This window comes from Algoriphagus taiwanensis, assembly GCF_036245645.1.
GTDB classification, from domain to species: domain Bacteria; phylum Bacteroidota; class Bacteroidia; order Cytophagales; family Cyclobacteriaceae; genus Algoriphagus; species Algoriphagus taiwanensis.
Genome location: NZ_BTPE01000007.1, coordinates 127,809 through 152,548, shown reverse-complemented (window position 1 = coordinate 152,548; position 24,740 = coordinate 127,809). Strand labels below are relative to the sequence as shown.

The 24,740-nt window shown below is 45.8% G+C and carries 22 protein-coding genes; 15 read left to right on the top strand and 7 right to left on the bottom strand.

Going from position 1 to position 24,740, the window contains the following annotated elements:
- Positions 1 to 7: 7 nt before the first annotated feature.
- Positions 8 to 1,246: a cystathionine gamma-synthase family protein gene (locus tag AAA938_RS11600; RefSeq protein ID WP_338228898.1), complete on the bottom strand. Its 1,239-nt coding sequence runs from the start codon at positions 1,244 to 1,246 to the stop codon at positions 8 to 10.
- A 206-nt stretch (positions 1,247 to 1,452) separates the two neighbouring features.
- Positions 1,453 to 4,269 carry a YCF48-related protein gene (locus AAA938_RS11595; protein WP_338228897.1) on the bottom strand — a complete coding sequence of 939 codons (2,817 nt, stop codon included), beginning with the start codon at positions 4,267 to 4,269 and terminating at the stop codon, positions 1,453 to 1,455.
- Positions 4,270 to 4,408: 139 nt separating this feature from the next.
- Here AAA938_RS11595 and AAA938_RS11590 point away from each other — a divergent pair, with 139 nt between their 5' ends.
- From AAA938_RS11590 to AAA938_RS11565, 6 genes are all read left to right on the top strand, one after another.
- Complete coding sequence (locus tag AAA938_RS11590; RefSeq protein WP_338228896.1) at positions 4,409 to 5,062, top strand: Tll0287-like domain-containing protein; 654 nt, start codon at positions 4,409 to 4,411, stop codon at positions 5,060 to 5,062.
- 32 nt (positions 5,063 to 5,094) lie between these two features.
- Positions 5,095 to 6,051 (top strand): formylglycine-generating enzyme family protein, encoded by a 957-nt coding sequence (locus AAA938_RS11585; protein WP_338228895.1) that lies wholly within the window; start codon positions 5,095 to 5,097, stop codon positions 6,049 to 6,051.
- Between the two features lie 21 nt (positions 6,052 to 6,072).
- Positions 6,073 to 7,386 (top strand): Gfo/Idh/MocA family protein, encoded by a 1,314-nt coding sequence (locus AAA938_RS11580; protein ID WP_338228894.1) that lies wholly within the window; start codon positions 6,073 to 6,075, stop codon positions 7,384 to 7,386.
- A 1-nt stretch (position 7,387) separates the two neighbouring features.
- Positions 7,388 to 8,299, top strand: a complete 912-nt coding sequence (locus tag AAA938_RS11575; RefSeq protein ID WP_338228893.1) for a hydroxypyruvate isomerase family protein — start codon at positions 7,388 to 7,390, stop codon at positions 8,297 to 8,299.
- Positions 8,299 to 9,300 (top strand): WD40/YVTN/BNR-like repeat-containing protein, encoded by a 1,002-nt coding sequence (locus tag AAA938_RS11570; RefSeq protein ID WP_338228891.1) that lies wholly within the window; start codon positions 8,299 to 8,301, stop codon positions 9,298 to 9,300. Before AAA938_RS11575 ends, AAA938_RS11570 begins: the two co-directional genes overlap by 1 nt.
- A 163-nt stretch (positions 9,301 to 9,463) precedes the next feature.
- Complete coding sequence (locus tag AAA938_RS11565; protein WP_338228890.1) at positions 9,464 to 10,198, top strand: 1-(5-phosphoribosyl)-5-[(5-phosphoribosylamino)methylideneamino]imidazole-4-carboxamide isomerase; 735 nt, start codon at positions 9,464 to 9,466, stop codon at positions 10,196 to 10,198.
- 77 nt (positions 10,199 to 10,275) lie between these two features.
- Here the strand turns inward: AAA938_RS11565 and AAA938_RS11560 are convergent, their stop codons facing one another.
- On the bottom strand, positions 10,276 to 10,641 hold the full coding sequence (locus AAA938_RS11560) for a hypothetical protein (RefSeq protein WP_338228889.1): 366 nt from the start codon (positions 10,639 to 10,641) through the stop codon (positions 10,276 to 10,278).
- 69 nt (positions 10,642 to 10,710) lie between these two features.
- Here AAA938_RS11560 and AAA938_RS11555 point away from each other — a divergent pair, with 69 nt between their 5' ends.
- Positions 10,711 to 11,049, top strand: coding sequence for a tRNA-binding protein (locus AAA938_RS11555; RefSeq protein WP_338228888.1), 339 nt, complete (start codon positions 10,711 to 10,713; stop codon positions 11,047 to 11,049).
- Between the two features lie 4 nt (positions 11,050 to 11,053).
- On the opposite strand, the gene AAA938_RS11550 is transcribed toward AAA938_RS11555, so the two are convergent.
- The gene (locus AAA938_RS11550; RefSeq protein WP_338228887.1) at positions 11,054 to 11,377 is read right to left on the bottom strand and encodes a Rieske (2Fe-2S) protein; all 324 of its coding nucleotides are present in this window, start codon (positions 11,375 to 11,377) and stop codon (positions 11,054 to 11,056) included.
- 101 nt (positions 11,378 to 11,478) lie between these two features.
- On the opposite strand from AAA938_RS11550, the gene AAA938_RS11545 reads away from it, so the two are divergent.
- On the top strand, positions 11,479 to 12,225 hold the full coding sequence (locus AAA938_RS11545; RefSeq protein ID WP_338228886.1) for a hypothetical protein: 747 nt from the start codon (positions 11,479 to 11,481) through the stop codon (positions 12,223 to 12,225).
- Between the two features lie 172 nt (positions 12,226 to 12,397).
- Here the strand turns inward: AAA938_RS11545 and AAA938_RS11540 are convergent, their stop codons facing one another.
- Entirely contained in the window at positions 12,398 to 13,732 is a 1,335-nt protein-coding gene (locus AAA938_RS11540) for an amidohydrolase family protein (protein WP_338228885.1), read from the bottom strand.
- Positions 13,733 to 13,812: 80 nt separating this feature from the next.
- Here AAA938_RS11540 and AAA938_RS11535 point away from each other — a divergent pair, with 80 nt between their 5' ends.
- The 3 genes from AAA938_RS11535 (at position 13,813) to AAA938_RS11525 (ending at position 17,024) form a co-directional block, all read left to right on the top strand.
- Positions 13,813 to 14,523, top strand: a complete 711-nt coding sequence (locus AAA938_RS11535) for an SAM-dependent methyltransferase (RefSeq protein ID WP_338228884.1) — start codon at positions 13,813 to 13,815, stop codon at positions 14,521 to 14,523.
- Between the two features lie 3 nt (positions 14,524 to 14,526).
- Positions 14,527 to 15,612, top strand: a complete 1,086-nt coding sequence (locus AAA938_RS11530) for a dipeptidase (protein ID WP_338228883.1) — start codon at positions 14,527 to 14,529, stop codon at positions 15,610 to 15,612.
- A gap of 80 nt (positions 15,613 to 15,692) precedes the next feature.
- Complete coding sequence (locus AAA938_RS11525) at positions 15,693 to 17,024, top strand: hypothetical protein (protein WP_338228882.1); 1,332 nt, start codon at positions 15,693 to 15,695, stop codon at positions 17,022 to 17,024.
- A gap of 12 nt (positions 17,025 to 17,036) precedes the next feature.
- Here the strand turns inward: AAA938_RS11525 and AAA938_RS11520 are convergent, their stop codons facing one another.
- Entirely contained in the window at positions 17,037 to 18,005 is a 969-nt protein-coding gene (locus AAA938_RS11520; RefSeq protein ID WP_338228881.1) for a sugar-transfer associated ATP-grasp domain-containing protein, read from the bottom strand.
- Between the two features lie 309 nt (positions 18,006 to 18,314).
- Between AAA938_RS11520 and AAA938_RS11515 the strand changes: the two genes are divergently transcribed.
- Complete coding sequence (locus tag AAA938_RS11515; RefSeq protein WP_338228880.1) at positions 18,315 to 19,796, top strand: MFS transporter; 1,482 nt, start codon at positions 18,315 to 18,317, stop codon at positions 19,794 to 19,796.
- Positions 19,797 to 19,820: 24 nt separating this feature from the next.
- The gene (locus AAA938_RS11510; protein WP_338228879.1) at positions 19,821 to 21,776 is read left to right on the top strand and encodes an alpha-amylase family glycosyl hydrolase; all 1,956 of its coding nucleotides are present in this window, start codon (positions 19,821 to 19,823) and stop codon (positions 21,774 to 21,776) included.
- Positions 21,777 to 21,814: 38 nt separating this feature from the next.
- On the opposite strand, the gene AAA938_RS11505 is transcribed toward AAA938_RS11510, so the two are convergent.
- Entirely contained in the window at positions 21,815 to 22,840 is a 1,026-nt protein-coding gene (locus AAA938_RS11505) for a LacI family DNA-binding transcriptional regulator (RefSeq protein WP_338228878.1), read from the bottom strand.
- 145 nt (positions 22,841 to 22,985) lie between these two features.
- Between AAA938_RS11505 and AAA938_RS11500 the strand changes: the two genes are divergently transcribed.
- Positions 22,986 to 23,693 carry an orotidine 5'-phosphate decarboxylase / HUMPS family protein gene (locus AAA938_RS11500; RefSeq protein ID WP_338228877.1) on the top strand — a complete coding sequence of 236 codons (708 nt, stop codon included), beginning with the start codon at positions 22,986 to 22,988 and terminating at the stop codon, positions 23,691 to 23,693.
- Positions 23,694 to 23,696: 3 nt separating this feature from the next.
- On the top strand, positions 23,697 to 24,740 hold the full coding sequence (locus AAA938_RS11495; protein WP_338228876.1) for a zinc-binding dehydrogenase: 1,044 nt from the start codon (positions 23,697 to 23,699) through the stop codon (positions 24,738 to 24,740).

Sequence of the window (24,740 nt, the reverse complement as noted above, 5' to 3'; positions counted from 1 at the left end):
CATTTTTTTACACTTGACCCAAGGCCTGCTCAATATCCCATATTAGGTCTTGGTAATTTTCTACTCCGATAGAGAGTCGAACCAACTTTTCAGAAATCCCGAGGTTTTTTCTGTCTTCCTCGCTCACGTCACTATGCGTCATCGTAGCAGGATGCTCAGCTAAAGATTCGGTACTTCCCAAGGAAACAGCCAAATGAAACAGCTTGAGTCCATCCAAAAACTTAAATGCTTCCTGTTCTCCTCCACGGATATTGAATGAAACCATCGCCCCAGCGCTGGTCAGTTGGTTTTTGAAAATTCGGTATTGATCACTTCCGGGCTCCAAATGGCCCAGATAAAACACTTTCTCCACCTTGGGATGGGCAGCTAAAAAGTCCGCTACTTTGGAGGCGTTTTCGGCCTGCTGAGTCATCCTGACTTTTAATGTTTCCAGACTTCGCATCAGAAGCCATCCGGTCCAGGGTCCAGCCATATTTCCCAAGAAAGTTCGTAGAGTGAGCACTCGCTGCATCAATGCCGCATTGCCTAAAACAGCACCGGCAATCAAATCCGAATGTCCTCCAATGTATTTTGTGGCCGAGTACAAGACTAAGTCTGCTCCCAATTTCAGGGGATGTTGCCAAAGGGGACCCATGTAGGTGTTGTCCACCGCCACGTAGACCGGGGAATCACTCGTGGCAAGTTCATCTGCTATTTCCCGGCAAAGGCTTAAGTCAAATAAGGCATTGGTGGGGTTGGCCGGAGTTTCGACATAGACTAGCTTAACTCCTTTGTTTTTTGCCTTATTTAAAATTTCCTCCTTCGAATCATTAGGGGTAAAACCGATCCCCTTGATTCCATATTGAGGAAGAACTTTATTGATGAAGTGGTCTGTGCCCCCATAGACCGGCATGCTATAGAGAAGGGAGTCTCCAGGTCTAAGGAATTCCAGTAAAACTGTGGAAATAGCCGACATACCGCTTTCAAAGACAGCGCATTTTTCTGCACCATCCCAGAGACAGAGTCGTTCTTCCAGTATTTGAAGATCCGGATTATTGAGTCTGGAGTAGATGAGTCCGGGCTGTTCGTCGGGATTTTTTTCTCTTTTGCCGTAGGCTAATTCGAAAAATTCCTTCCCTTCTTGTGCGGATTTGAATACGAAGGTGGAGGTTTGGAAGATTGGGCATTTGATTGCCCCCTCTGATAGTTCAGGCTTGTAGCCATAAGACATCATCAGGCTTTCGGGTTGAAAATTTCTTGAGTTCATTGGGCTTATATCTTGCCCCAAATGAGAGAAAAAGTTTTGGATAATGCAAAGGCCTTTAGCCAAACAAAGTTTTGTATATGGGGTATTTGCAAATAGAAATTTTATTTTTTATAAAATAAAATTGATAATATTCTATAAAAGCCAAATAAAATTTGGTTTGGCTTCATAAAAAATCACCCTTCCCGATTTAAATTTTTTTGAAATATTTAAAGAATCAGCACCTTTTTTTGGATCACTCCTTTTGGCCCTGTAAGCTGGATCAGAATCAGCCCTTTTGGAAGTCCATCAGCCGAAATGAAGGTATCACCTTTCTGAATAGACTTTTCGCGGATCCTTTGACCCGAACTGGTAAAGAACTCCACAGAGGTCCACTGGTCAAGTTGCTCAGATTCTAGCGTTATATTTCCGGTAAAGCTTGGGTTGGGGTAAATCTTCAGATTTCCGGCACCGGTATTCAATTCATTGCCCGTGATGATGTTCACTTTTACGGGAAGTACTCGTTTAGGCCCAAAATTGCAGGCATTTTGAGCTTCCACACTCAGCTCAAAGTCGCCCTCTGATTCCCAAGCTACTTGGATTCGCCCTGTTCCTTGGCCGGAAAGGATTCTTCCTCCTCCTGATACCGTCCACCTGTAGTCCAAGCCTGGGAGAGTTGGGATTTCATAGCTTTGCTCACCTAGACCAACAAGAGCTTCTCCCTGGATTTCAGCGGGTAGTCCGGGTTTGGTCGAAACCTGCACCGGGGTCGATAATTCCCCTGATTTTCCACAGAAGTTTTCTTGAACGATGAAAAGGCTTTGCAATCCTGGACTGGTCCATCGAACTTGGATTTCATTAGTCCCCTGACCACTTATCAATTCTCCTCCAGTCACCGTCCAAGTATAATTGACACCAGCTCGGTTGGGAAGAGAATATGTGGTCACTTCTTCCAGGCACACCGCCCCCATACCTGTCACAGGGGTGTTATTGGAAGGGATTTCTGAAACTTGGACTTCAAGAAAAGAAGTCTCACCTGCTCCGCAAAAGTTGACCCTGCTGACCAAAACGGCATTTCTGCCGGGAAGGGTCCAGTTTACTTCAATGGTATTAGTGCCTTGTCCGCTGGTGATCTCTCCTCCATCGACTCTCCAAATGATTTCTGATCCGGCTTGGGGAGAATCTGGAATGGTGTAGGTGGATAATCCTAGACAGGTCGAGACTGAACCCAAGACCTCACCCAGATCCCCAGGTGGAACACATGAATACCTCAATATCGTCCCATCTTCGCCCACGGCGTATATATTGTCTGGATCCCCGTAGTTGATGGAATTTAGGTCTCTCAAAGTCTCCGAATTGATCTCAAACCATGTGGCCCCTCCATCCTTTGTCTGAAAAGTTTTTCCATTTTTTCCGCTTACAAAGCCCAAGTTGGTATCCCAAAAATCCACACTCAATAAATCGACTTCCTGAGGAAATGGGAACCTTTCCCAAGTTCTTGCTTTGTCAAATGATTTCAAGAAAACCCCCTTGTTGCCAACAATTACCGCTGTGTTGGAATCCAGTTTTGCCAAGGCATTCAAATCTTCATCGGTCAGCTTTGGTAGATTTTCCCATTCATTTCCTCCGAAGGACCAGCTTATTTGTCCTTTGTTCCCGATGGCAAATCCTACCTGAAAATCAAAATAAGTGATGTCTTTGAGGTCTTCCTCTGTATTGGTAGCAATATTGTCATCCCACGTCACCCCTGAATCAAATGAGCGAGCCATATATCCATTTGTCCCTGTCACATAAAGTACAGAAGGAGCAAAAAGGTAAAATCCGAGGATTGATTCGGGAGTCTGGGCGGAGACATTAACCCATGCTGAACCTGTGTTGCTTGTTCGGTACATTTTTCCCTCAGAGGAGGAGACATAGCCAAAACCTGTATTCCAAAAATCCATGGACAGGAGATCGGTTTGCTCTGGTAATGATCGGTTAATTAGTGTCGTAAATCCATTTGAGGAAACAAAAACCTGCCCTTTTTCCCCAGCGACAAATCCAAAGTTGGCATTTTTGAAGTCCACTGATTTAAAGTTATTTCTTACTCCCGCCATTCGAAAAGCCCAACTCCCTCCGGAATTATTGGAAAAAATGGAGAACCCATCCTGACCTACAGCATAGGCTACTCCCAGTTGAGGCTTAAACGAGAGGCTTCTAATTGTTCTCCCAACCCCCTGTGTGGGAGTATTGATTCTTGAAAAGGTCTGCCCGGAGTTTGTAGACCGGATTACGGTATTTTCAGCCCCGGTAATGACGACGATCCTTTGATCCATGGGACTGATGGCAAGCTGATGAAAATCCACCGCCACAGGAGAAAGTACTTTGGTCCATGTTTTTCCTGTATCCAAAGAATATAGAATCGTACCTCCTTCTCCCGCAGTATAAATTCTTCCTGATGGATCAATCTCAATGGTGTTTAGATTTTCGGTGATTCCGGTGGAAAGGACTTCCCAGCTTGCACCTCCGTTTTGGGTTTTGGCGACCCATCCTTGATTTCCACAGATTAAGCCCAACCCATTTTCCTGAAAAGCGATTTGGTTTAATTGGGTGGTAAATCCTGCATTCTGGCTAGACCAGCTTTGACCGGAATCAGTAGATTGGAGTAAAAGTCCATCTTGTCCAACTGCCAGGAGCTGATTTTCTCCTGTTTTTTCCAAGCCGAGCAAATCCTTATCCGTTCCCGATTGCATGGCAGCCCAGGATTTCCCTCCATCGGACGTTCGGAAAATTCTCCCTCCTTCCCCTACGGCAATTCCCAGATTTTCATTCAATAAAATCACGTCATTGAACCGGAAATCAAACTCCTGAAGTACTTCTTTCCAGCTCAAACCTCCATCTTCAGTATAGGCGATCAGTCGCTCTCCCACTATCACTCCGCGATTTTCGTCTATCCAGAAGATGGATTCAAAGTCCAAACCCCAGCTCTGCATCCTGGTGAATGTCTGGGCTTGGCTAATCCCTGTGAAGAAAATAAGAACTATAAGGAAAGGGTAGAATATTCGCATGGAGCCTAGATGCTTCTTGGGTTGAATTTACACCTAAATTCTTTGAAAAATATTTTGATGCGGAAAAACCGCCGATTCTTCGTTTTCGTTTCGGATGAAGCCAAGAATACCTTAATTTAAGTCGACAAATAGAGTTGATATGAGAAAAATAATAAAATATTCTGTGGTTTTGATGTTCATTTCTTCCTGTGGGGGAGGAGAGAGGGTTTCCAAGGAGGTGTTTGAAGAAGTCAATAAAAACATGGAGGTGAAAAGGCTTTCAGAAGCAGAAATTCTCGAGGAGGCAATGATATGGGGAGACTCCATTTCCACCGAAGCTCAAATGCAGCTCATTTCTCAGCTTCAAAATGCCATTTCCGAAAAGGGAGTGCCGGGAGCGATTGAGTTTTGCAATATAAATGCCCTTCCTATCCTCACTGAAGTCGGCAAGGTCCATGGCGTGTCCATCAAGCGGGCATCCAACCGATATAGAAACCCTGCAGACCAACCCGATGCACAAGAGGCCCCTATTTTAGATGCGTATGAATACAATGCCGAAAATGGAATAAAAAGCGAACCCAATATTCAAAAAATTGATGGTGGGGAGGTTTTTCTCTACACCAAACCCATCGTGATTCCTGGGGGGCTGTGCCTTAGCTGTCATGGGGATCCTGGAAAGGACATCAATGCTGAGACCCTTTCAAAACTTGCTGAGCTTTATCCTGAAGACCAAGCCAAAGGTCACAAAGTGGGAGATTTGAGAGGAATGTGGTCTCTGAAAATCCCCAAAAAAGAAGTGGTCAAAAGAATGTAATCTTCCCCAGTCTAACTAGTTAAACTTCCTCCATGAAAAAAACCTGGATACTCGTCTTTTTTTCTTTTCTGAGCCTTCGGCTAAATGAACAGGCAGATTTTGAGGCCTATTCTCAACAGATTTCCGGGACAGCCTTGGAGTTTCAGATGGTTCCTATTCCCGGAGGTTCATTCACAATGGGCTCAGATTCTCCTGAGTTTTCTGACCAAAATCCTGCGCATGAGGTAAAAATTGATCCTTTTTGGATTGGTGCCCACGAAGTCACTTGGGATGTGTTTGAGCTTTTTTTGGATAAAAATTTTGAGGAAAGCATGACTGAGGGAGGAGTAGAAGCCCAAGTGGATGGACTCACTAGACCTAGTTTGCCCTATTTGGATATGACTTTTGGAATGGGCAAAGAAGGAAAGCCGGCCGTGGGAATGACCCAATTCGGAGCGATTCAGTTTTGTCATTGGCTGTATCTGAAAACAGGAATTTTCTATCGCCTTCCTACCGAAGCCGAATGGGAATATGCTGCAAGAGCAGGATCGGAGAGCCGGTTTTTCTTCGGGGAGGATAGTCAAGAATTGGAATCCTATGCTTGGATTGCTTCAAACAGCGGGGGGCAGACTCAACCGGTTGGTACAAAAAAGCCCAATCCTTGGGGTATTTTTGATATTTACGGGAATGTGCAGGAGTGGACTCTAGACGAATACGATCCGGCGTTTTACAGCAGGTCACCCAAGGATAATCCAGTAAATGCTCCGGTTAATTTGTATCCCCATGCAGTGAGAGGAGGAAGTTTCAAAACCCCTGCTGAGCAGATTGGCTCGGCTTTCCGATCTGCCTCTGACCCTTATTGGAAGCGGATTGACCCGCAGATTCCTAAGAGTCAATGGTGGTTTCCAGAGGCACCGTTTATGGGTTTGAGGGTGGTCAGACCGCTTAATCCTCCTTCTGACGCTGAAATTAAGGCCTATTACAATCAAGAACCTATAGCTGATTATTGACAACCTAAAACAACCTAACATATGAAAAATCTGAATTCCCGAAGGGACTTTATCAAAACTTCCGCCTTGGTGACAGGCGGGATGCTGGCTCCTTCTTTCTTGGTGCCGGGGGCCTATGCCGCTCCTGATAATCACCTTAAGCTCGCAGTCATCGGATGTGGAGGAAGAGGAACTGGTGCAGTTTTCCAAGCTTTTGAAACAGGCCACCCTATCCAATTGGTAGCCATGGCAGACGCCTTTCAGGATCGGCTGGACAATAGCTACAAAGCCATCTCCACTAAATATGGAGCTGAAAAAGTCGCAGTTACCCCAGATACTATGTTTGTGGGATTTGAGGGATATAAGCAGGCCATTGCGTTGGCCGATGTCGTGATTTTGGCGGCACCTCCGGGATTCAGACCTCAGCACTTTGAGGAAGCGGTCAAGCAGGGCAAGCAGATTTTTATGGAAAAGCCAGTAGCTACTGATGCTGTTGGAATTCGAAAGGTTTTAGCTGCCGCTGAAGAGGCTAAGGCCAAAAAACTCAATGTTGTGGTAGGTCTGCAAAGACATTATCAGAACAATTACCGGGAAGTCATCAAAAGAATCCATAATGGAGATCTTGGAGAAATCACAGGCGGTCAAGTCTATTGGAATGACGGAGGAGTATGGGTTCGGGAGCGACAACCTGGTCAGACCGAAATGGAATACCAGATGAGAAACTGGTACTATTTCAACTGGCTCTGCGGAGATCATATCGTAGAGCAGCATGTGCACAACATCGATATCGCCAACTGGGTGAAAAATGCTTATCCTATCAAAGCCGAAGGTACGGGTGGACGTCAAATCCGAACCGGAAAAGACCATGGAGAGATTTTTGACCACCATGTGCTCACCTTTACCTATGCGGATGGTTCTGTCATCCATTCGGAATGCCGCCATTTCCCCGGAGCGGCTAATCGGGTGGACGAAACCTTCCAAGGCACCAAAGGTAAAGTCTACCTAAGTGCGGGAAATCATGGCATAATGACTGATTGGAAAGGAAATTCCATTTACACCCATGACCGGGAAAATCAACCTAACCCCTATCAGCAAGAGCACGATGAGCTCTGGGCAGCCTTAGTGAAAGGAGAATATAAGTTTGCCGATGCGGAAAATGCAGCTAAATCCACCATGACGTCTATTATGGGTAGATATGCCACTTACTCAGGTAAAGTACTGACCTGGGATGAGGCGCTCAACGGTTCCGTGGATCTCTTCCCGGAAGAACTGGATTGGGACGCCCAGCCCAAACTATTGCCAAATGCAGATGGGTATTATCCACATGCAATTCCAGGAAAAACTCAAGTCATCTGATATGGAAAGAAGAGGATTTATCAAAAGAATAGGCTTGGGTTCAGCCCTAGTTGGCGCAGCGGGCGCGGTTAGCATTCCTGCATTAGCCAGTTCCAAAAAGCAGGCAGCTCCTTTTACCATGGATTTTGCCCCTCATTTTGGGATGTTTAAAAACCATGCTCCCGGAGGCATTGTGGATGAGCTCCGTTTTATGGCTGATCAGGGTTTCCGATCGCTTGAGGACAATGGACTATTGAAGCGTTCTGAAGCTGACCAAGAGCTAATCGGGAAGACCTTGAGCGATTTGGGAATGAGAATGGGGGTTTTTGTGATTGATGGAGGTGACAACTGGAAAGTCTCCTTGACCACTGGGAAGCAAGACTTTTTGGATACTTTCCTCAAAACTTGCCGTGATTCGGTAGAAGCCGCCAAGCGGGTCAACGCAAAATGGATGACTGTAGTGCCTGGATATTTTGAGAGAAACCTTCCCATGGGGGTGCAAACGGGTAATGTGATCGAAGCATTAAAGCGGGGAGCAGAAATATTTGAACCGCATGGCCTGACTATGGTTTTGGAGCCCTTGAGTGACAATCCAGACCTCTTTCTTCGACATGCAGATCAAACGTACATGATTTGCAAAGCAGTGGGAAGTCCTTCATGCAAAATCCTTTACGACATCTATCACATGCAGAGAAATGAGGGCAATCTGATTGCCACCATGGAGAAGACCTGGAGCGAAATTGCCTACATACAGATTGGTGACAATCCGGGCCGAAAGGAACCTGGAACCGGTGAGATCAATTATTCCAATGTCTTCGAATGGGTGAATAAAAAAGGCTTTGACGGAATTCTGGGGATGGAGCATGGCAATGCTCAGCCAGGAAAAGAAGGGGAATTAGCCCTGATTGAGGCCTACAGGAAAGTGGACGTTTGATGAAAAAGCTTCTTTTCGTCCTCTTTTTCTTTGGCTTATCTCAAGTTCTCTTTGGGCAAAGCCCCCGTTGGGAAGAAGTAAAAACTCCGGTGAATTCTTCTTTGCGAGGGCTTGCCCCTGTTTCTGACCAAATCTGCTGGGCAAGTGGTAGTGGAGGCACATGGCTTAAAACCCAAGATGGAGGTAAAACTTGGGAAAATGGAGTAATAGCAGGTTTGGATACAGTGGATTTCAGGTCCATTTATGCATGGGATGAGCTCAATGCAGTAGCAGCATCTGCCGGACAGCCTGCTTTGATCTTTAGGACAGAGGATGGGGGGACGACTTGGAGTCTAGTCCACAGGGAAGGAGAAGAGGCCTTTTTTGATGCAATCTATTTCTTTGGGGATGTAGGCTACGTATTGGGAGATCCTGTAGGAAGAAAATGGATGGTCTTAGCTAGCTCAGACCGAGGGAAGACTTGGAAGTCTTTAGAAAAATTACCTGAAGCCCTGAATGGGGAAGCTGCATTCGCTGCAAGTTCATCCTCACTTATTGCCAATTCAAATGAAGTGATTTTTGCCACAGGAGGTTCTTCCAGCCGCCTTCACCGATATTCGATCATGGATATGTCTTGGAAGGTAAACCCACTTCCACTGATGGCGCAGGGAGAAAGTGCCAAGGGAGTTTTTGCCATGACAGAGGCTGAGGGCCGATTGATCATGGTAGGTGGAGATTATACCCTGCCAGAATCCAGAGAGGGGAATGCTTTATTTTCGGACTTCTCCGGTTTCCAAATTCCTGAAGTATCTCCTTTTGGCTATCGTTCAGGAGTAGCTTTTTTGAAGGGGAAAAAAATGCTTATCGCAGTTGGGCCATCTGGGTCGGACTTTTCTTTGGATTTGGGAAATACCTGGGCCTCATTTTCAAAGACTGGGTTTCATGCGGTTAAAAATTCCGTGGATGGGAGTGCAATATGGACCTCAGGTTCGGGAGGACGTATTGCAAAATTGAGATTTTGATCAATTTTTGAAGGGATTTTTAAGAATTTTTAGCCAGAGAGCGCATTTTAATTTAAAAAATGAATCATTTCTGCAAGAATTGCAGTTAGGATCATTTTGGGGTTGTATATTTATCCTCTGCACAGAAAAGCTCCAAGTCTTAACCAAAAAAATCGAATAACCTATGTTTGAAATAATTCCATCTATTTGGCTGATCAACGGAAAATGCGTTCGCCTGCAAAGGGGTGATTTTTCCACTGAAGAAGTCATTTCCAACAATCCCTTGGAAATTGCCCAGGTGTTTGAGGGAATTGGAATTAAGCGGCTTCATTTGGTGGATTTGGATGGGGCACGTAGGGCGGAGCCAAAGAATTACCATATCCTCGAAGCGATCACAGGATATACAGATCTGAAGGTAGATTTTACAGGAGGTGTATCCACGGATGGTGATGTAATCAAGTGTTTTGAATTCGGTGCTAAGACCGTCACCATTGCATCTGCGGCTGCAAATCATCCTGAGCGATTTGCCCAGTTCATTCTTTCTTATGGTAGAGAAAAAATCAATCTAGCGGCAGATACCAATCCTCAAGATCACAAAATTAAAATCAGAGGATGGCTTAAAAAGACCGAAATCGATCTCTTTGACCATATCGATTATTTCTATCAGCGAGGGCTGAAATACCTCAAATGCTCCGATGTGACTAGAGATGGCGTGATGGAAGGACCAAACTTTGAGCTGTATGAAGAGATTTTGAAGAAATTCCCTACGATCAACTTGGCGGCATCCGGAGGGGTTCGAAATGTGGACGACTTCAGAAGGCTAAGAGATTTGGGAGTTTCTGCGGCAGTGTTTGGTCGTGCATACTATGAGGGAAGAATGAGCCTAAAGGATATAGAGAATTTTCTAAAAGAGAATTGATCAAAAAAATCGATAAAAAGAAAACCCGCTTAGAATTGAATCTGAGCGGGTTTTTTATGTTTTAAAAGCGATTAAAATTAATCGGCTCTTTGATTGTTTTCTTTGAATTTGTCCACCACGTACAAGAAAAGATTAAATGAAAGTGTGGAAGGAGAATCTGTTTTTTTGGTATCCTTTTCTGGAGAATCTTTTTTAGCCGGAGTTGTTGATTTTACAATCGGCTTTACTCGAGTACCCTCTGGTGCCAAAAGAGTTGAAATGTCCTGAGAGGAAGTATGATCATCCACAGATGTGGGTCTGTCCAAAATCCGGGGAACATTTTCTTCTACCTTTTCTTGCTCTCCTTGGGCTAAAGCTTCCTGAGAAAAGGAAACCATCCCAATAGAAACCAAGCAAAACAAACCGAAACTTTTCAAAAAGGTGTTGTTTGTCTTTGACATCATGAGTTGGATTTACCTTATTTAAACTGGGGTAATTGAGAAAGGTTTGTAAAATTAGCAAAAAAATTGGCTATGCAAACGATTGACCTAGAAGATTTCAACAAAGTGGATTTGAGAATTGGGACCATAATTCAGGTAGAAAATTTTGAAAAAGCCAGAAAACCTGCCTATAAAATTTGGGTGGATTTAGGGGACGATTTAGGAGTCAAAAAGTCCTCTGCACAGGTGACCCATTGGTACACTCCCGAAAGCCTGATTGGTAGGCAGGTGATCTGTGTTTGCAATTTTAAACCCCGGCAAATTGCCGATTTTATGTCCGAAATCCTCATTACCGGATTCTCTGCTGAAGAAGGAGGCATTGTTTTAGCCTCAGTAGAAAGACCTGTGCCCAACGGAAGCAAACTCCACTGATCTGCTAAGGTATTTGGATAGTCAGTCCTTCTTCGTTTAGGGTACAAGGGTAAACTTCCATGTCTCTGCAATATCCGCTTCGCACCTGCCCGGTTTTTAAGTCAAACCGATACTGATGAAGGGGACAGATGATTTCCTCTTGCGCATTGGTGAAGGCAGTGAGCAAGGATGCTCCACGGTGTGGGCAGAAGGGTTCAAAGGCATAGATTTTTTCTTTTAGTCTCAGAATAGCTACTTCTCTTTCTCCAAGCATGACTTTCTTGATTCTCCGCTCAGGAATCATTTCCAAAACGCCCTCTTTGCTTTTCCCAAGCTGGAATTCCCTCATTTTTTCATGCTTTAGCCCCGAATTTTCCGATCACCAAATTTCTTTTGGAATTCTGGCCCCGAATCGGGAATTTCAGTAAAACAATCTAAAAAGCCTTAGCCATGAAAAAATTAATTGTTTTACCGCTTCTGTTCTTGTTTACTTGGGTGAGTGGTCAGAGCCTAGAAGGGGCTTGGAAATTGACAAGCCAAAATGGCAAAGCCGTCACCGACCAGGAATACATCAAGATTTATCAGGACGATTACTTTGCCTTTGGAGTAAAAAATGTCAGCGACAATGCCTTTATCGGTGCAGGGGGTGGACCCTATGCTTACGCAAATGGTAAATATTCCGAAACCTTGGATTTTTTCACGCTCAATCCCCTCCAAGTAGGCACCACCACCCCATTCAAAGCAGAACTTTCCGGAAATAAGCTCACCTTATCAGCGGATACCAACAATGGCATGTTGGTGGAGGTATGGGAAAAAATTTCTGATGCTGAGGATGAATTGACTGGAAACTGGGTGATCACCGGAAGAAAAAGGGACGATCAGATTTCAAGATCCACACCCGGAGCGCGACGAACGATTAAAATCCTCAGCGGAGGGAGATTTCAATGGGTCGCGTTCAACTCTGAAACCAGAGAATTCTCAGGCACTGGAGGGGGAACCTACACCGCCAAAGACGGGAAATACACAGAAAACATCACTTTTTTCTCCAGAGATAATAACAGAGTCGGTGCAAGTTTGGGATTTGATTTCGAAGTCATCGATGGAGAGTGGCATCATAGTGGACTAAGCTCTACCGGCAGCCCGATCTATGAAATTTGGACTCCCTATGCCATAGGCTACAAACCTTCCAACAAGTAAAAATCGACTTAATAAAGAAAAAAGCTGTCTCATAAATCGTTTCGTTGTCAGCCTGAGCGGAGTCGAAGGCCATTTCCAGCTTTCTGGACGATATTTCGACATCGCTCAATGTGACAAACTTCACTTTTGAGACTGCTTCTTTGCATTTTTCACTCTACCAATTAACCTTCGGCTACTTAACTCTTTTCCCATGCTTCATCACCAGATCCACATCTTGGAGCAGGTTGATGTAGCGGAGCACATCTCCTCTTACTGCAATTATATCAGCGTACTTTCCTTCAGAGATGGTCCCATAGTCTTTATCGACTTTCATAGCCACAGCAGGCCAATAGGTGGCAGCTTTGATCGTCAGGAGAGGATCCATGCCAAATTGATTTACCCACACATCCAGCTCATTCCATGTACTTTGGCTGTGGAATTTCATCGGAATACCGCTGTCCGTTCCCACCAACATGACAACTCCACTTTCTCTTAGCTGAGCAAACTTTCTGGTCAAGGTTGGTTTTCTCACAGGCGTCAATTGGAAGTAGGACATCCTTCCTGGGTACCTCAAGGAGGCGCGGATATCCCTAATAATTGAATCCGGCAGGCCTAAGTGCCATGACGTGTCGTCCAGCTTTTCGGGATTGTCGCGGACGTACTCATAGTTGAAAAGACCTTCGACAGTTGGAGTCCAGAAGAGCGGCCCAAGGTTCATTTTGGCGGCGCGTTCCTTCATCATCTGCATGATGTCTTCGGGATACTCCGGCGCCGAACTTAAGCCTGTATGCTCAAAGTTGTCCACGCCGATCTGCAATCCGATTCGGATTTCGTCGGGTCGGTGAGAATGGCCGACTACCATTTTTCCGTACTTATGTGCTTCATCGACCACGGCTTTGGCTTCTTCTAGAGTCATCTGATCCTGATCGATCAGCTTGATTACATCCACTCCGGCATCGATGAGTTTTTTGACTTTAGCTCGTGCATCAGCGGCACCATTCACTCCCCAGCGGAAGGCTTCCGTTCCGGGATAGGGTGCTTTTTGGATAAAAGGCCCCGAAACATAGATCGTGGGACCGGGGATTTCGCCTCGATTGATTCGATTGCGGACATTGATACTCGCTTCGAGTGGGGCTCCCAGGTCTCGTGCACTCGTCACTCCAGCCATCAACAACTGATGGGCAGAAGAAGGCATAATAACCGACTCAAACACATCGATGTAGGTGCTGTCCCAATGTGTGTAGTCGCTGTGTCCATTCAGCATGAGGTGCACATGCATGTCCCAAAGTCCGGGAAGGACACTCATCCCTTCGGTGGAGATGATTTCCGCTCCTTGTGGAATGGCTAAACTTCCCACTTGCCCCACTGCTTTGATCCGCTCGCCTTCGATGAGGATCACCGAATTACGGATTGGCCTTCCTCCAAATCCGTCGATTAAGGTACCGCCTACAAGGGCTTTGAGATTTTGGGCATTACCAGCAACTAATGAGAGAAGAAAGAGGAAGGGTAGGATGATTAGCTTTTTCATTTTTTGAAGGTTCATTGTTGTAAAAGGTAAAGATTTTGGGCTTTAAATTTTAACTTTCGGCCCATTTCAAACATGTTCCAATGCCCAAAGGAAAGCTTTTCTTGATTCCCAATGTCTTGGCTGAAAACACCGCACACTGGGTTATTTCTCCTCAAGTTCAGGAGGTCATCGCCCATACCAAAATCTTTTTGGTCGAGAATCCCCGCTCCGCGAGGAGATATATTTCCAGCTTGAAGTTGGGGGTTAATCTGGAAGAGGTACACATGGAAGTCTTGGATAAAGGAACCCCTCCCGAATCCATCAATCGACTCATGCAGCCTCTGATGAACGGAGCAGATATCGGGGTGATTTCGGAGGCGGGTTGTCCAGGTATTGCTGATCCGGGAGCCATGGCGGTAGCCTATGCCCACCAAAAGGGCATTCAAGTCGTGCCGATCTCCGGGCCCAGTTCCATGTTTTTGGCGCTGATGGGTTCTGGGTTTAATGGGCAGTCTTTTGCTTTTCACGGCTATTTGCCTATTGATAAAAAAGAAAGAGCCGCCGTCTTGAAAAAACTGGAAGCCGAATCCATCCGAGAAAAACGTGCTCAGATTTTTATGGAAACGCCATTCCGAAATAACCAACTCTTGGAAGATTTACTTTCTAACTTGGCTCCGCAAACCAAGCTTTGCATCGCCAAGAATCTCACGGCTGCGGATGAATTTATCCAAACCAAGACCATTGCCGACTGGAAAAATCATCCCGTCGACCTGCATAAAATCCCCACTGTTTTTGTCCTTCAAGCCTTCTAAGCTATGTTTACGTTAGACGCGCACCTCGACCTGAGTATGAATGCCCTCGAGTGGAATCGAGACCTCACCCGTCCCGTCTCCGAGATCAATGCCCGTGAAAAAGGCCTGACTGACAAACCCGACCGAGGAAATGCGACAGTCTCTCTGCCTGAGCTGCGCAAAGGAAATGTAGGACTTGTGGTGGCCACACAGATCGCCCGATTCGTGGCGCCGGACAATCACCTTCCGGGTTGGCATTCGCCCGAACAGGCTTGGGCGCAGACACAAGGTCAGTTGGCATGGTATCGAGCGATGGTAGAAAAGGGAGAAATGACCCAAATCCGGAATTGGAGTGAGTTGGAGGCTCATTTGGCCAACTGGAATCAGGGTGTGGATAAAAGCCAAAAGCCGGTTGGATTTATCCTTTCATTGGAGGGTGCGGACTCGATCGTAAATCTCGATTACTTGGAAAAAGCCTACGAAAGCGGTCTTCGCGCGTTGGGTCCCGCACATTACGGACCGGGACGATATGCCTTTGGAACCGATTCTTCTGCTCCTTTGAGTAATCAGGGAAAAGAGCTGGTGAAAAAAATGGATGAGCTCGGGATCATTTTGGATGCCACGCATCTTTGCGATTTGGCATTTTGGGATGCTTTGGGAATATACCAAGGTCCGGTATGGGCCAGCCATAACAATTGCCGAGCCTTGGTCGATCACAATCGACAGTTTTCAGATGAGATGATCAAAGCCTTAATCGATCGAGGAGCCGTCATCGGTGGGGCCTTTGATGCATGGATGCTCAGTCCGGGTTGGGTGCGGGGAAAAAGTACACCCAAAGAGCGAAATGTGACTATTTCAACGGTGCTCGATCACCTAGACCACATCTGTCAGATTGCCGGGAATGCCAATCACATCGGAATCGGTTCAGATTTGGATGGGGCTTTTGGCAGGGAGCAAAGTCCACATGATTTGGAAACCATAGCTGATTTGCAAAAGATCCCTGACTTACTTAGAAAAAGGGGCTATGCCGAGACGGATGTAGAAAAGGTCATGCACGGCAATTGGTTGAACTTTTTGAAGAAAGCATGGGTAAAAGGCAAGAAAAATTGAACTTTATCGTTCGTCTCGGTTTGCATAAATAATTCAAATTGAATTTCTTGCAGGGTCTTTTACACCCTTACAAGTATCTTATGCATTCAAAATCTTTACTTACAGCCTTTCTTTTTATTGCCTCTACTGTTTTCACCTTCTCCCAAAAAATCCAGCTTACTGCGAATCACAGCGATGCCAAATTTATTCTCTTGAATGATTATGATGATTCTGATAAACAGGAATTAGGCACAGGAACAGTCGAAATAAAGTTGGAAAAAGATTCTAAAAACCGGGTAAAAATCGTCAAGCCCGGCTACCAAAGTGTCATCAAAGAATATAACAAAGACCTAAAATGGGATAAGGAGCAAAGAATCACTTTGGATACCCGACAGGTGGATATTACAGCAGAGCCTTTTGACGCAGAGATTTATGTGGACGGAAGGGTGATTGGAACTAAAGCCATTTTTCTCTATATCGCCAAAGACCGCTTTTTGACCGTTGAGATCAAAAAGCCGGGTTTTGCCCCTGTTTCCAAAGTCTATTACAATCAAGCAGACAAAGAAACCCCTCCATTCAAAGAGCATTTCGTCCTCAAAGACCGACAAGTCAGGCTTGAAGTTACGCCTGCAGACGCTACTGTTTCCGCCAACGGCACCTCAGTGGGCAGAGGAAATCAGGATATCAAAATCCCTTTTGGAGATTGTGTGACTGTCACCGTGACCAAGGAAGGTTTTGTAAATTATGAGAAAGTTCATTGCAACAAAGACGGAGACCCTGAACCTCCGGTAAGAGACAAAGTCACTCTGGAAGACAGATTGGTGAAGATTACCACTGCTCCCAATGATGCCTCGATTGAGATCGCAGGAAAAAGAGTCGGTAATGGATCTTATGATCTGAAAGTTCCAAAAAATGCCTGTGTGGAAGTTCGCGTTAGCAAAGATGGCTTTATCCGGTACATCAAAAACTACTGTAATCAAGCCAATATGCAGGAACCGCCTACCGCAGACTTCTTGGAAATGCAGGTAGATGAGGCCTATACCTCTTCAGTTTCTTCTGATTTGGCAAATGTCAGAATCACTGTTCCAATCAATCCAATCCATACTCCAGAAGATGCATGGAAAATTCTTAGCGGAATTGTAACAGGTTATTTCGATATTCTTGAAACGGTAGACTTTAACACTCGCTATTTGACTACTTCCTGGCAGGTCCAAAACTTCCAATCCAGCATCATACGAACCCGCTTGGTAGTAAGTAATGGAGGAAATTCAAATCAGGAAGCTTATTCCGTTAAGTTGATTTCTCAGGAGGCATTTCTCGACGGGAAAAATCAAGTCACAGTAAAGGACGATGAGAAGTTTGATGATTGGGCTCGGATCCTTAAAAAGTATGACGGGCTAATTCAGGAGATTCAGGCGAGACTTCAGAATTAATTTTAATTGACACTAAAGGGCCCCATTCGGGGCCTTTTTCCATAAATTTTCCCAGCCTAAGTCTCTGAAGTGAGGACCAATAGTGGCTTCCGAATAAATAATCCCCGGTTCATCGGTATTCCATTCCATGATAAATACTTCCCCCAAATCGTCGACGGACACATCCCATGCGATAAGTTGAAAATGGGGAAATTGGTCGTGGAGCATCTCACAATATCTTACTACTTTATGGAAATGAGGAAATGTCAATCCTTTGAATTTTTCACCCGTTTCCGGATGAGAAGAAAGTATAGACCAGTCACTCTTTAATGCAGATTCAAAAAAATCTCCTGTTTTCAGAAATATGGGAATCCTCAGCGAATTCTTCGAAGTAATAAATTCCTCCCCTTTGCTTCCGATTCTCAGTCCGGAAAGTCTATTTACAGCAGAATTTCCGGCAAGTTTTACCGTGGTTACACGAAGAGTAGCAACAGATCCTGGGCTTATTTCTTCCAAAAATGAGTGCTGCTTAATGGGCTTTTGTAGGACAAAATCCCCAAGGGAGGAAAAATCCAGCCCGTCAAACTTACTTTTGTCGAGTTTGATAATTCCATTTCCTTGCTGAGAAAAATCCATTTTCAAAAAGACGTGGGAAAAGTCTTGGAAGCAGATCTCCTTCACTTGCTTCAAGTTCACAGGTTCACCTTCTAGGGAAACCCAACTTCCCTTGATGAAATAGGCTAAATCTGGTATTGATGGAGAATTGACAAGTCTCCTGCTTAAAGTTTTGAATTGGCCAATTCCCCTCCAAGGCCCATTCATCGCAGGAGATACGATTCTTCCGATGTAATTATCCGGAATCCACCCCTCTTTAAATTCTCCCTGAAATGCCGTATACACTTTCAACCAAGGTGAAAAAGCTTTAGAACCCAAGACAGAATTTGCGTAGTCTAGACACTGGGATTCCTGACCGGGAGAAATAGTTTTTCTTTGGCTTGCCAATGACTTTAAGGCTTGATCAGCTTTGAAATGGTGAGGAATGTCATAAAGCCGATTCCAACGATTTTTCCTATACTTTCTAAATGCGTTTTTTAGTTGTTGAGTCAGCATCATATTGACCTCCAAAGACCGGAGAATTTTGAAAAGTTTGGAATTTTTTCAAAAAAATATTTCCAAAATCAAACGATTTCCTAGGGGTTTGAGGACCAAATCTTATTTCCCTGCGCCGATTGCCCCTTTTTAACCGGGCTTTTCTTCCTATTTTTTGTAGCCCAAAGCCTGAAAAAGGCATCAAATAACCCGTTTAACCTCATGCAAAAACCCAAACTATCCTTCTCCCAAATCATCAACATGAACGTTGGGTTTTTTGGGATTCAATACAGCTTTGGACTTCAGCAAAGTGCAGTCAATCCCATCTACGACATGTTGGGTGCTGCGCCGGACGAGATTCCGATTTTGAATTTGGCCGGACCCATGACCGGACTCTTGATTCAGCCGATTATCGGAGCACTCAGTGACAGCACCTGGAGTGACAAATACGGCCGGAGGAAGCCTTACTTTTTCATCGGAGCACTGATGTGCAGCATCTGTTTGTTCTTCTATCCTTTCAGCAGCTCGCTGTGGATGGCTGCGGGTTTGCTTTGGGTGCTGGATGCTGCAAACAATACTGCCATGGAGCCTTATCGGGCCCTGATCGCGGATTCGCTTCCCGAGGATCAGTATGGACAGGGCTTTTTGACCCAAAGCTTCTTCACCGGTTTGGGAATCACCTTAGCCAACCTTTCTCTTTTCGTCTTTCAGATTTTCTTCAAAGGTACCATTGGCTCACTCCCGATGTGGGTATATGCCTCTTTTTTCCTCGGAACAGTTTGCTCCATCACTTCGGTCTTGTGGAGTATGTCCAAAACCCCAGAATATCCCCCTTCTCCGGAGGAATTGGCGGCGCTCAAAGAGCGGAATAAGGGCATGCCTCATCCGGCGGTTCAGTTTTTCCTTTCTATTCTGACTACGCTGATTGCCTACATGGTATTTCTTCTCCTTTTGGTGCCTTCGATTTTTGATCGGAAAATCATCCGGAAAACTATCCATTGGGCGGAAAATAATCCCACGGCCAAAGTGCTTTTTGCCCAAAACCTGGAAATCATCGAGTCCATCATCCAAATGCCTCCGGTGATGTGGAAGCTGGCCTTGGTGTACCTTTTCCAGTGGTATGCCCTGTTTTGCTATTGGCAAAATGCCGCCAAATCCATCGCCCTTTCTGTTTGGGATGCCACTCCTTCCAGTGATCCTGCCAAGTATGAGGAAGCCGTAGGGTGGACCGGCTTGGTCAATGGCTGGTACAATATCGTCACCTTCCTTTCCGCCTTCTTTTTGGTGGGAATGGCCAAGAAATTTGGTCCCAAAACCGTCCATTTTCTCTGCCTGATCATGGCCGGCTTGGGATTGATTGCATTCCCGATGATAGAGAATAAATACCTGCTCTTTGCTCCAATGACCGGATTTGGCATTGCTTGGGCCAGTATGATGGGTGTGCCTTACCTGCTAGTGGTCAATGAAATCCCAAAAGAGCGCTACGGAGTTTACATGGGCATTATCAACATGATGATCGTGATTCCCATGATCCTTCAGACACTGACTTTCGGCTTTATCTCCAAAAACTTCCTCGCCAATGACGCAGGAATGGCGATTTCATTCGCCGGAGTTTTATTGTTGATCGCGGCTGCAGCCACCTTGCTGATCAAGGAAAATAAAAATATCGATCCTGAGGAGGTTATCGTTTCCTCCGGACATTAAAACTCTGAAAATAAGTTTATTCGAATGTACCCTGAATCTTTACTTGCTCAGCTAGTCCAACAGATTTTTCTGGAGGAGGGAATTAATGAGAAAAAAGACCAATCCTTTATTCAATCCCTTCATGAGCATCTGCCCAAAATTCATAGGCTTTATGGAGAAATCTATGCGGCCCATCCCGAGGCAGAAAGTCAATTTGAAGCTTTGCTAAAAGTCCTGGTGAAGGCCTATCAGTCCAGAGAAAAAGGCTTGCGCAAGCGAGATGAGGAAAAAGCCAAAACTGGAACTTGGTTTCTCAGCAATCAGCTGGCCGGGATGAGCTTGTATGTGGATCGATTTGCGGGAAATTTGAAAACCATGCCTTCCAAATTGTCCCATTTGGAGGAATTGGGAGTGAATTTTCTTCATTTAATGCCGGTTTTCGAAAGTCCGGAAGGAGAAAGTGACGGGGGCTATGCTGTTTCGGATTTCAGAAAAGTGGACTCCCGCTTTGGAACGCTGGAGGAATTGATTTCCCTTCGGAAAAAAATGCACAGCAAGGGCATGTACCTCATGCTCGACATCGTGCTCAATCATACCTCGCATCACCACGAATGGGCCCGAAAGGCGAAAACTGGCGAATCCTACTATCAGGATTTCTTTTATACCTATGAAAACCGCTCTATCCCCGACGAGTTTGAGCGGGCTATGCCTGAGATTTTTCCGGAAAGTGCTCCCGGAAACTTCACTTGGGATGCAGAAATGGGAAAATGGGTAATGACCGTTTTCCACCGCTATCAGTGGGACCTGAACTATACCAATCCGCATGTATTCCGGGCTATGCTGGATAACGTGCTGTTTTACGGGAATCTCGGAGTGGATTTGCTACGAATTGATGCCCCTGCCTTCATCTGGAAGCAGATGGGGACTTCCTGCCAAAACCTTCCTCAGGCCCACACTTTGCTCCGACTTATCAAGCAATGTGTGCAGGTGGCCACTCCGGGAATGGCTATTTTGGGCGAGGCAATCGTGGCTCCGAAGGAAATCATGAAGTATTTCGGCACGGGAGAATTCATCGCTCAGGAATGTGATTTTGCCTACAATGCTACCCAAATGGCCCTTCAGTGGGATATGCTTGCTTCGGGCGAAACTCGCGTGATGCTCAATGCCCAGCATGAGATTTTGCAAAAACCCTACGGAACTTCTTGGATTACCTACACCCGATGCCATGACGACATCGGATTGGGCTATGATGATTACATGATCGCTCAGGCGGGAAAAGATCCCTATCAGCACCGGAAGTTTCTCAAAGAATATTATTCCTTCTCCGGCGATCAGTGGATGAGTCCCGCGAGGGGTGCTCTTTTCTCCTCCAATCCCAAGACAGGCGATGCCAGAATCTCAGGAACCTTAGCTTCGCTCTGCGGATTGGAAAAAGCGCTGATCGAAGGAAATGGTCCGGCAATCGATCAAAGCATTCAAAAAATCCTGATGATGCAGGCTCATTCCATTTTCTTGGGAGGGTTGCCCATGCTTTTTTATGGAGATGAAGTCGGCTATACCAATGACTACAGCTATCAAAATGATCCCGGGAAAAGCTACGACAACCGATGGATGCATCGTCCGGTGATTGATTGGGAAAAGGTCAACCGGAAAAAGGAACCCGGTACGGTGGAGGAACAGGTTTTTTCTGGAACCAAAAGATTGCTTCAAATCCGAAAATCCCACGAGCTATTTAGCGACCTGAGCAATATTTCCTGGATGAGTCCCCACAATATTCATGTGGCAGGATTTGTCCGAAGAATGGGAAATGAGCGGATGTATTGTCTATTCAACTTCTCAGACCAAGCTGCATACCTGACTTGGTATGCCTTCAGAGAGCAGGGAGAAGGCTCGGGTAGACTTTGGGATCATTGGACTCAGTCAGAGGTAGAGATTGGGCCGGATCATGAATATCTGATCTTGGAGCCCTATGGATTCCGGATTTTTGAACCCAAGTCTTGATCAATTAGGATAGGTTTTGAAGGCCTGTCCTGATTTGTTTAACTCCGCATCGAAGACCCTCTGATGATTACTTCAGTTTTCACTTCCAGCCTTTCATTGGCACCCAGTTCCTGTTTTTTCAAGAGATCAATCAAAAGTGCTGCGGCTTTACTGCCCATTTGGGTTCCAAATTGATCTACCGAGCTCAGGGAAGGACTGGTATATTCAGAAAGCATCCAGTTGCTGAACCCCATCAGACCAATCTGTTTGGGAATCTGGTAACCTGAGGACTTGAGGTAATTCATGGAGCCCAATGCCACCAAGTCCGTGATGCAGAAAATAGCATCGGGTCTATCGGCTGATTCCATCAATTCATGGGTAAATTCAAAACCTTCCTGTTCGGAAATGTCAAAGCAGTTTTTTACCCATTTTTCATTAAATTCCAAACCATGGTCTTTCAGTGCTTTTTTATAGCCTAAGAATCGCTCATGGGCATTTTTGACCTCCATTCGTCCACTCAGATGGGCAATTTTCCGGTATCCCTGACGGATCAAATGGCTCATTGCCTGGTAGGCTCCTTCAAAGTCATCCACTTCTATCTTGGGGCCGTCCAGCTGATCGGTGACTTTGTCAAATTGAACTACAGGCTTTCCCTCATCCAAAAAGGCCTGCAAGTGCTCAGCCTCTTTCGTTTCATTGGAAACTGAAATCAGCAATCCATCGACCCCCATGCCCAAGAGATGTTGGCTGGCCAGAATTTCGTCTTTCAGGAGATCCTGAGATTGTGCCAACAAAATACTGTAGCCTTGCTTTTTGGCAGTTTCCATGGCCCCACTGATCGTGGTGGAGAAAAAGTGATGAACGATATGGGGTACGATCATTCCGATGATGGAGGTGCGATTTTTCCGAAAATTGACCGCAATGGGATTGGGGACATAATTATGCTTTTCCGCATAGTCTTTCACCAGTTGTATGGTTTCCTCCGAAAGAGAAGGGTAGCCGTTCAAAGCTCGGGAAACTGTAGAAGGGGAAAGATTCAATGCTTTGGCAATGTCTTTCAGGGTAGTTCGGCGTTTGTCGGACATGGTGAGGCTAGTTTGGGTGAGGGAATTTATCAGAATCTGTGATTAAATCGACAATCTTTTTGGAAATGGTCTTCTGACCGTCTTATCTGGATGCTTCTGGGGGCAAAAAATTTTATATTGAGATTCAACTCTAAACCCAAAACCTATGCGACCCATTGTCCAGATCTCTTTGGACTTAACCAATATCGATGAAGCACTCGAAACGGCAGAAATGGCACTCCGAGCCGGGGTGGACTGGCTGGAAGCTGGCACTCCACTCATTCTCGCCGAAGGCCTTCACGGTGTCCGAAAACTCAGAGAAGCCTTTCCCGGGATTCCCATCGTCGCTGATCTCAAAACCATGGATGGAGGCTATCTCGAAGCCGAAATGATGGCCAAAGCCGGTGCAACTCATGTGGTGGTCATGGCGCGTGCCCATGCTGAGACTATCAAGTGTGTGGTCAAAGCTGGGAAAGACTTTGGTGTCCAAGTTATGGGCGACAATATGATCTGCCCAGATATGGTCGAGGGAGCGAAATTTTTGGAGGATTTGGGCTGTGATTACGTGATTCATCATATCGGCTATGATGAGCGAAGAGGTATTGCTGCTGCGGGTCATCGCATGCCAAGTCCACTTGATCAACTCCGGGAGGTAGTGGCTGCAGTGAATATTCCCGTGCAGGCGGTGGGAGGACTTTCCCTGGAGCAAGCTATCCAATGCCCTCAATATGGAGCTCCTTTGGTCGTATTAGGCGCACCGCTGACCATCGATGCGGATTCCTTTAAAACCGCTGATGGTGATCTGGAATCCTCCCTTCGAATGATCTGTGAAGCTATCCACTCCCAAACCACTGTTTTCCCCACAAAATCCTAAGCCATGTCCAGCACAAAAATCCCAGCAGTAGTCAATTACTCCGAGCAAAAATATTCCGTAGAAATCCGTGAAATACCGGTTCCCGAAATCGGGGAAGAAGATATTCTCTTAGAGGTCGAAAATGTCGGCGTTTGCGGAAGTGACCTGCATCAATGGACTTCGGACCATAGTTGGCCGGTGAATTATCCGGTGGTCTTGGGTCATGAGTTTGGCGGAAAAATCGCCGATTTGGGTTCCCGGGTATCCGGTTGGAAAGTCGGAGATCGGGTAGTTTCTGAAACTGCTGCCGTGATTGACACTCAAAACCCCATGAGCAAAGTCGGACTCTACAATCTTGATCCGACCCGAAAAGGCTTTGGCTATGGAGTGAATGGGGCAATGACTCAGTTTGTACGAGTCCCTGCCCGATGCCTGCATACCGTGCCTGAAAACTTGTCTTTCGAAGAAGCTTGCCTCACCGAACCCTGCTGCGTGGCCTTCAATGCCTTGGTGGGAAATTCCCATATCAAACCCGGAGATCGGGTAGTGGTCATCGGTCCGGGGACGATCGGGATTCTTTGTGCTGCGGTGGCCCGACTTTGTGGGGCTGAAGTGGCGGTGTTGGGTTTGGAAGCGGATCGGGGCCGATTAGAAATTGCCAAGAATGCCTACGGATGTGATTGCCTGATCGGAGAAGATGCCGCAGAAGTTTGGGCCAAAAAGCGGGATGGACTGGGAGCTGACGTGGTGGTGGATGCGGCAGGACACAGCATCACTTTGAAAATTGCCATGAAGCTGGTTCGCCAAAATGGTCAGATCACCAAAGTAGGATGGGGACCTCAGCCGCTTAATTTTTCCATCGATCCCATCGTGCAGAAAAACGTGCGATTGCAGGGAAGTTTCAGCCACAACTGGCCGATTTGGGAGCGTGTGATCGCCCTCCTCGCAAGTGGAGCCTTGAATGTCAAACCGATTATTGGAGGTGTTTGGCCGATTACGGAGTGGCACGAGGCTTTTGAAAAAATGCACACCGGTCAAGTGGTGAAATCAGTTTTAAAACCCTTCTAA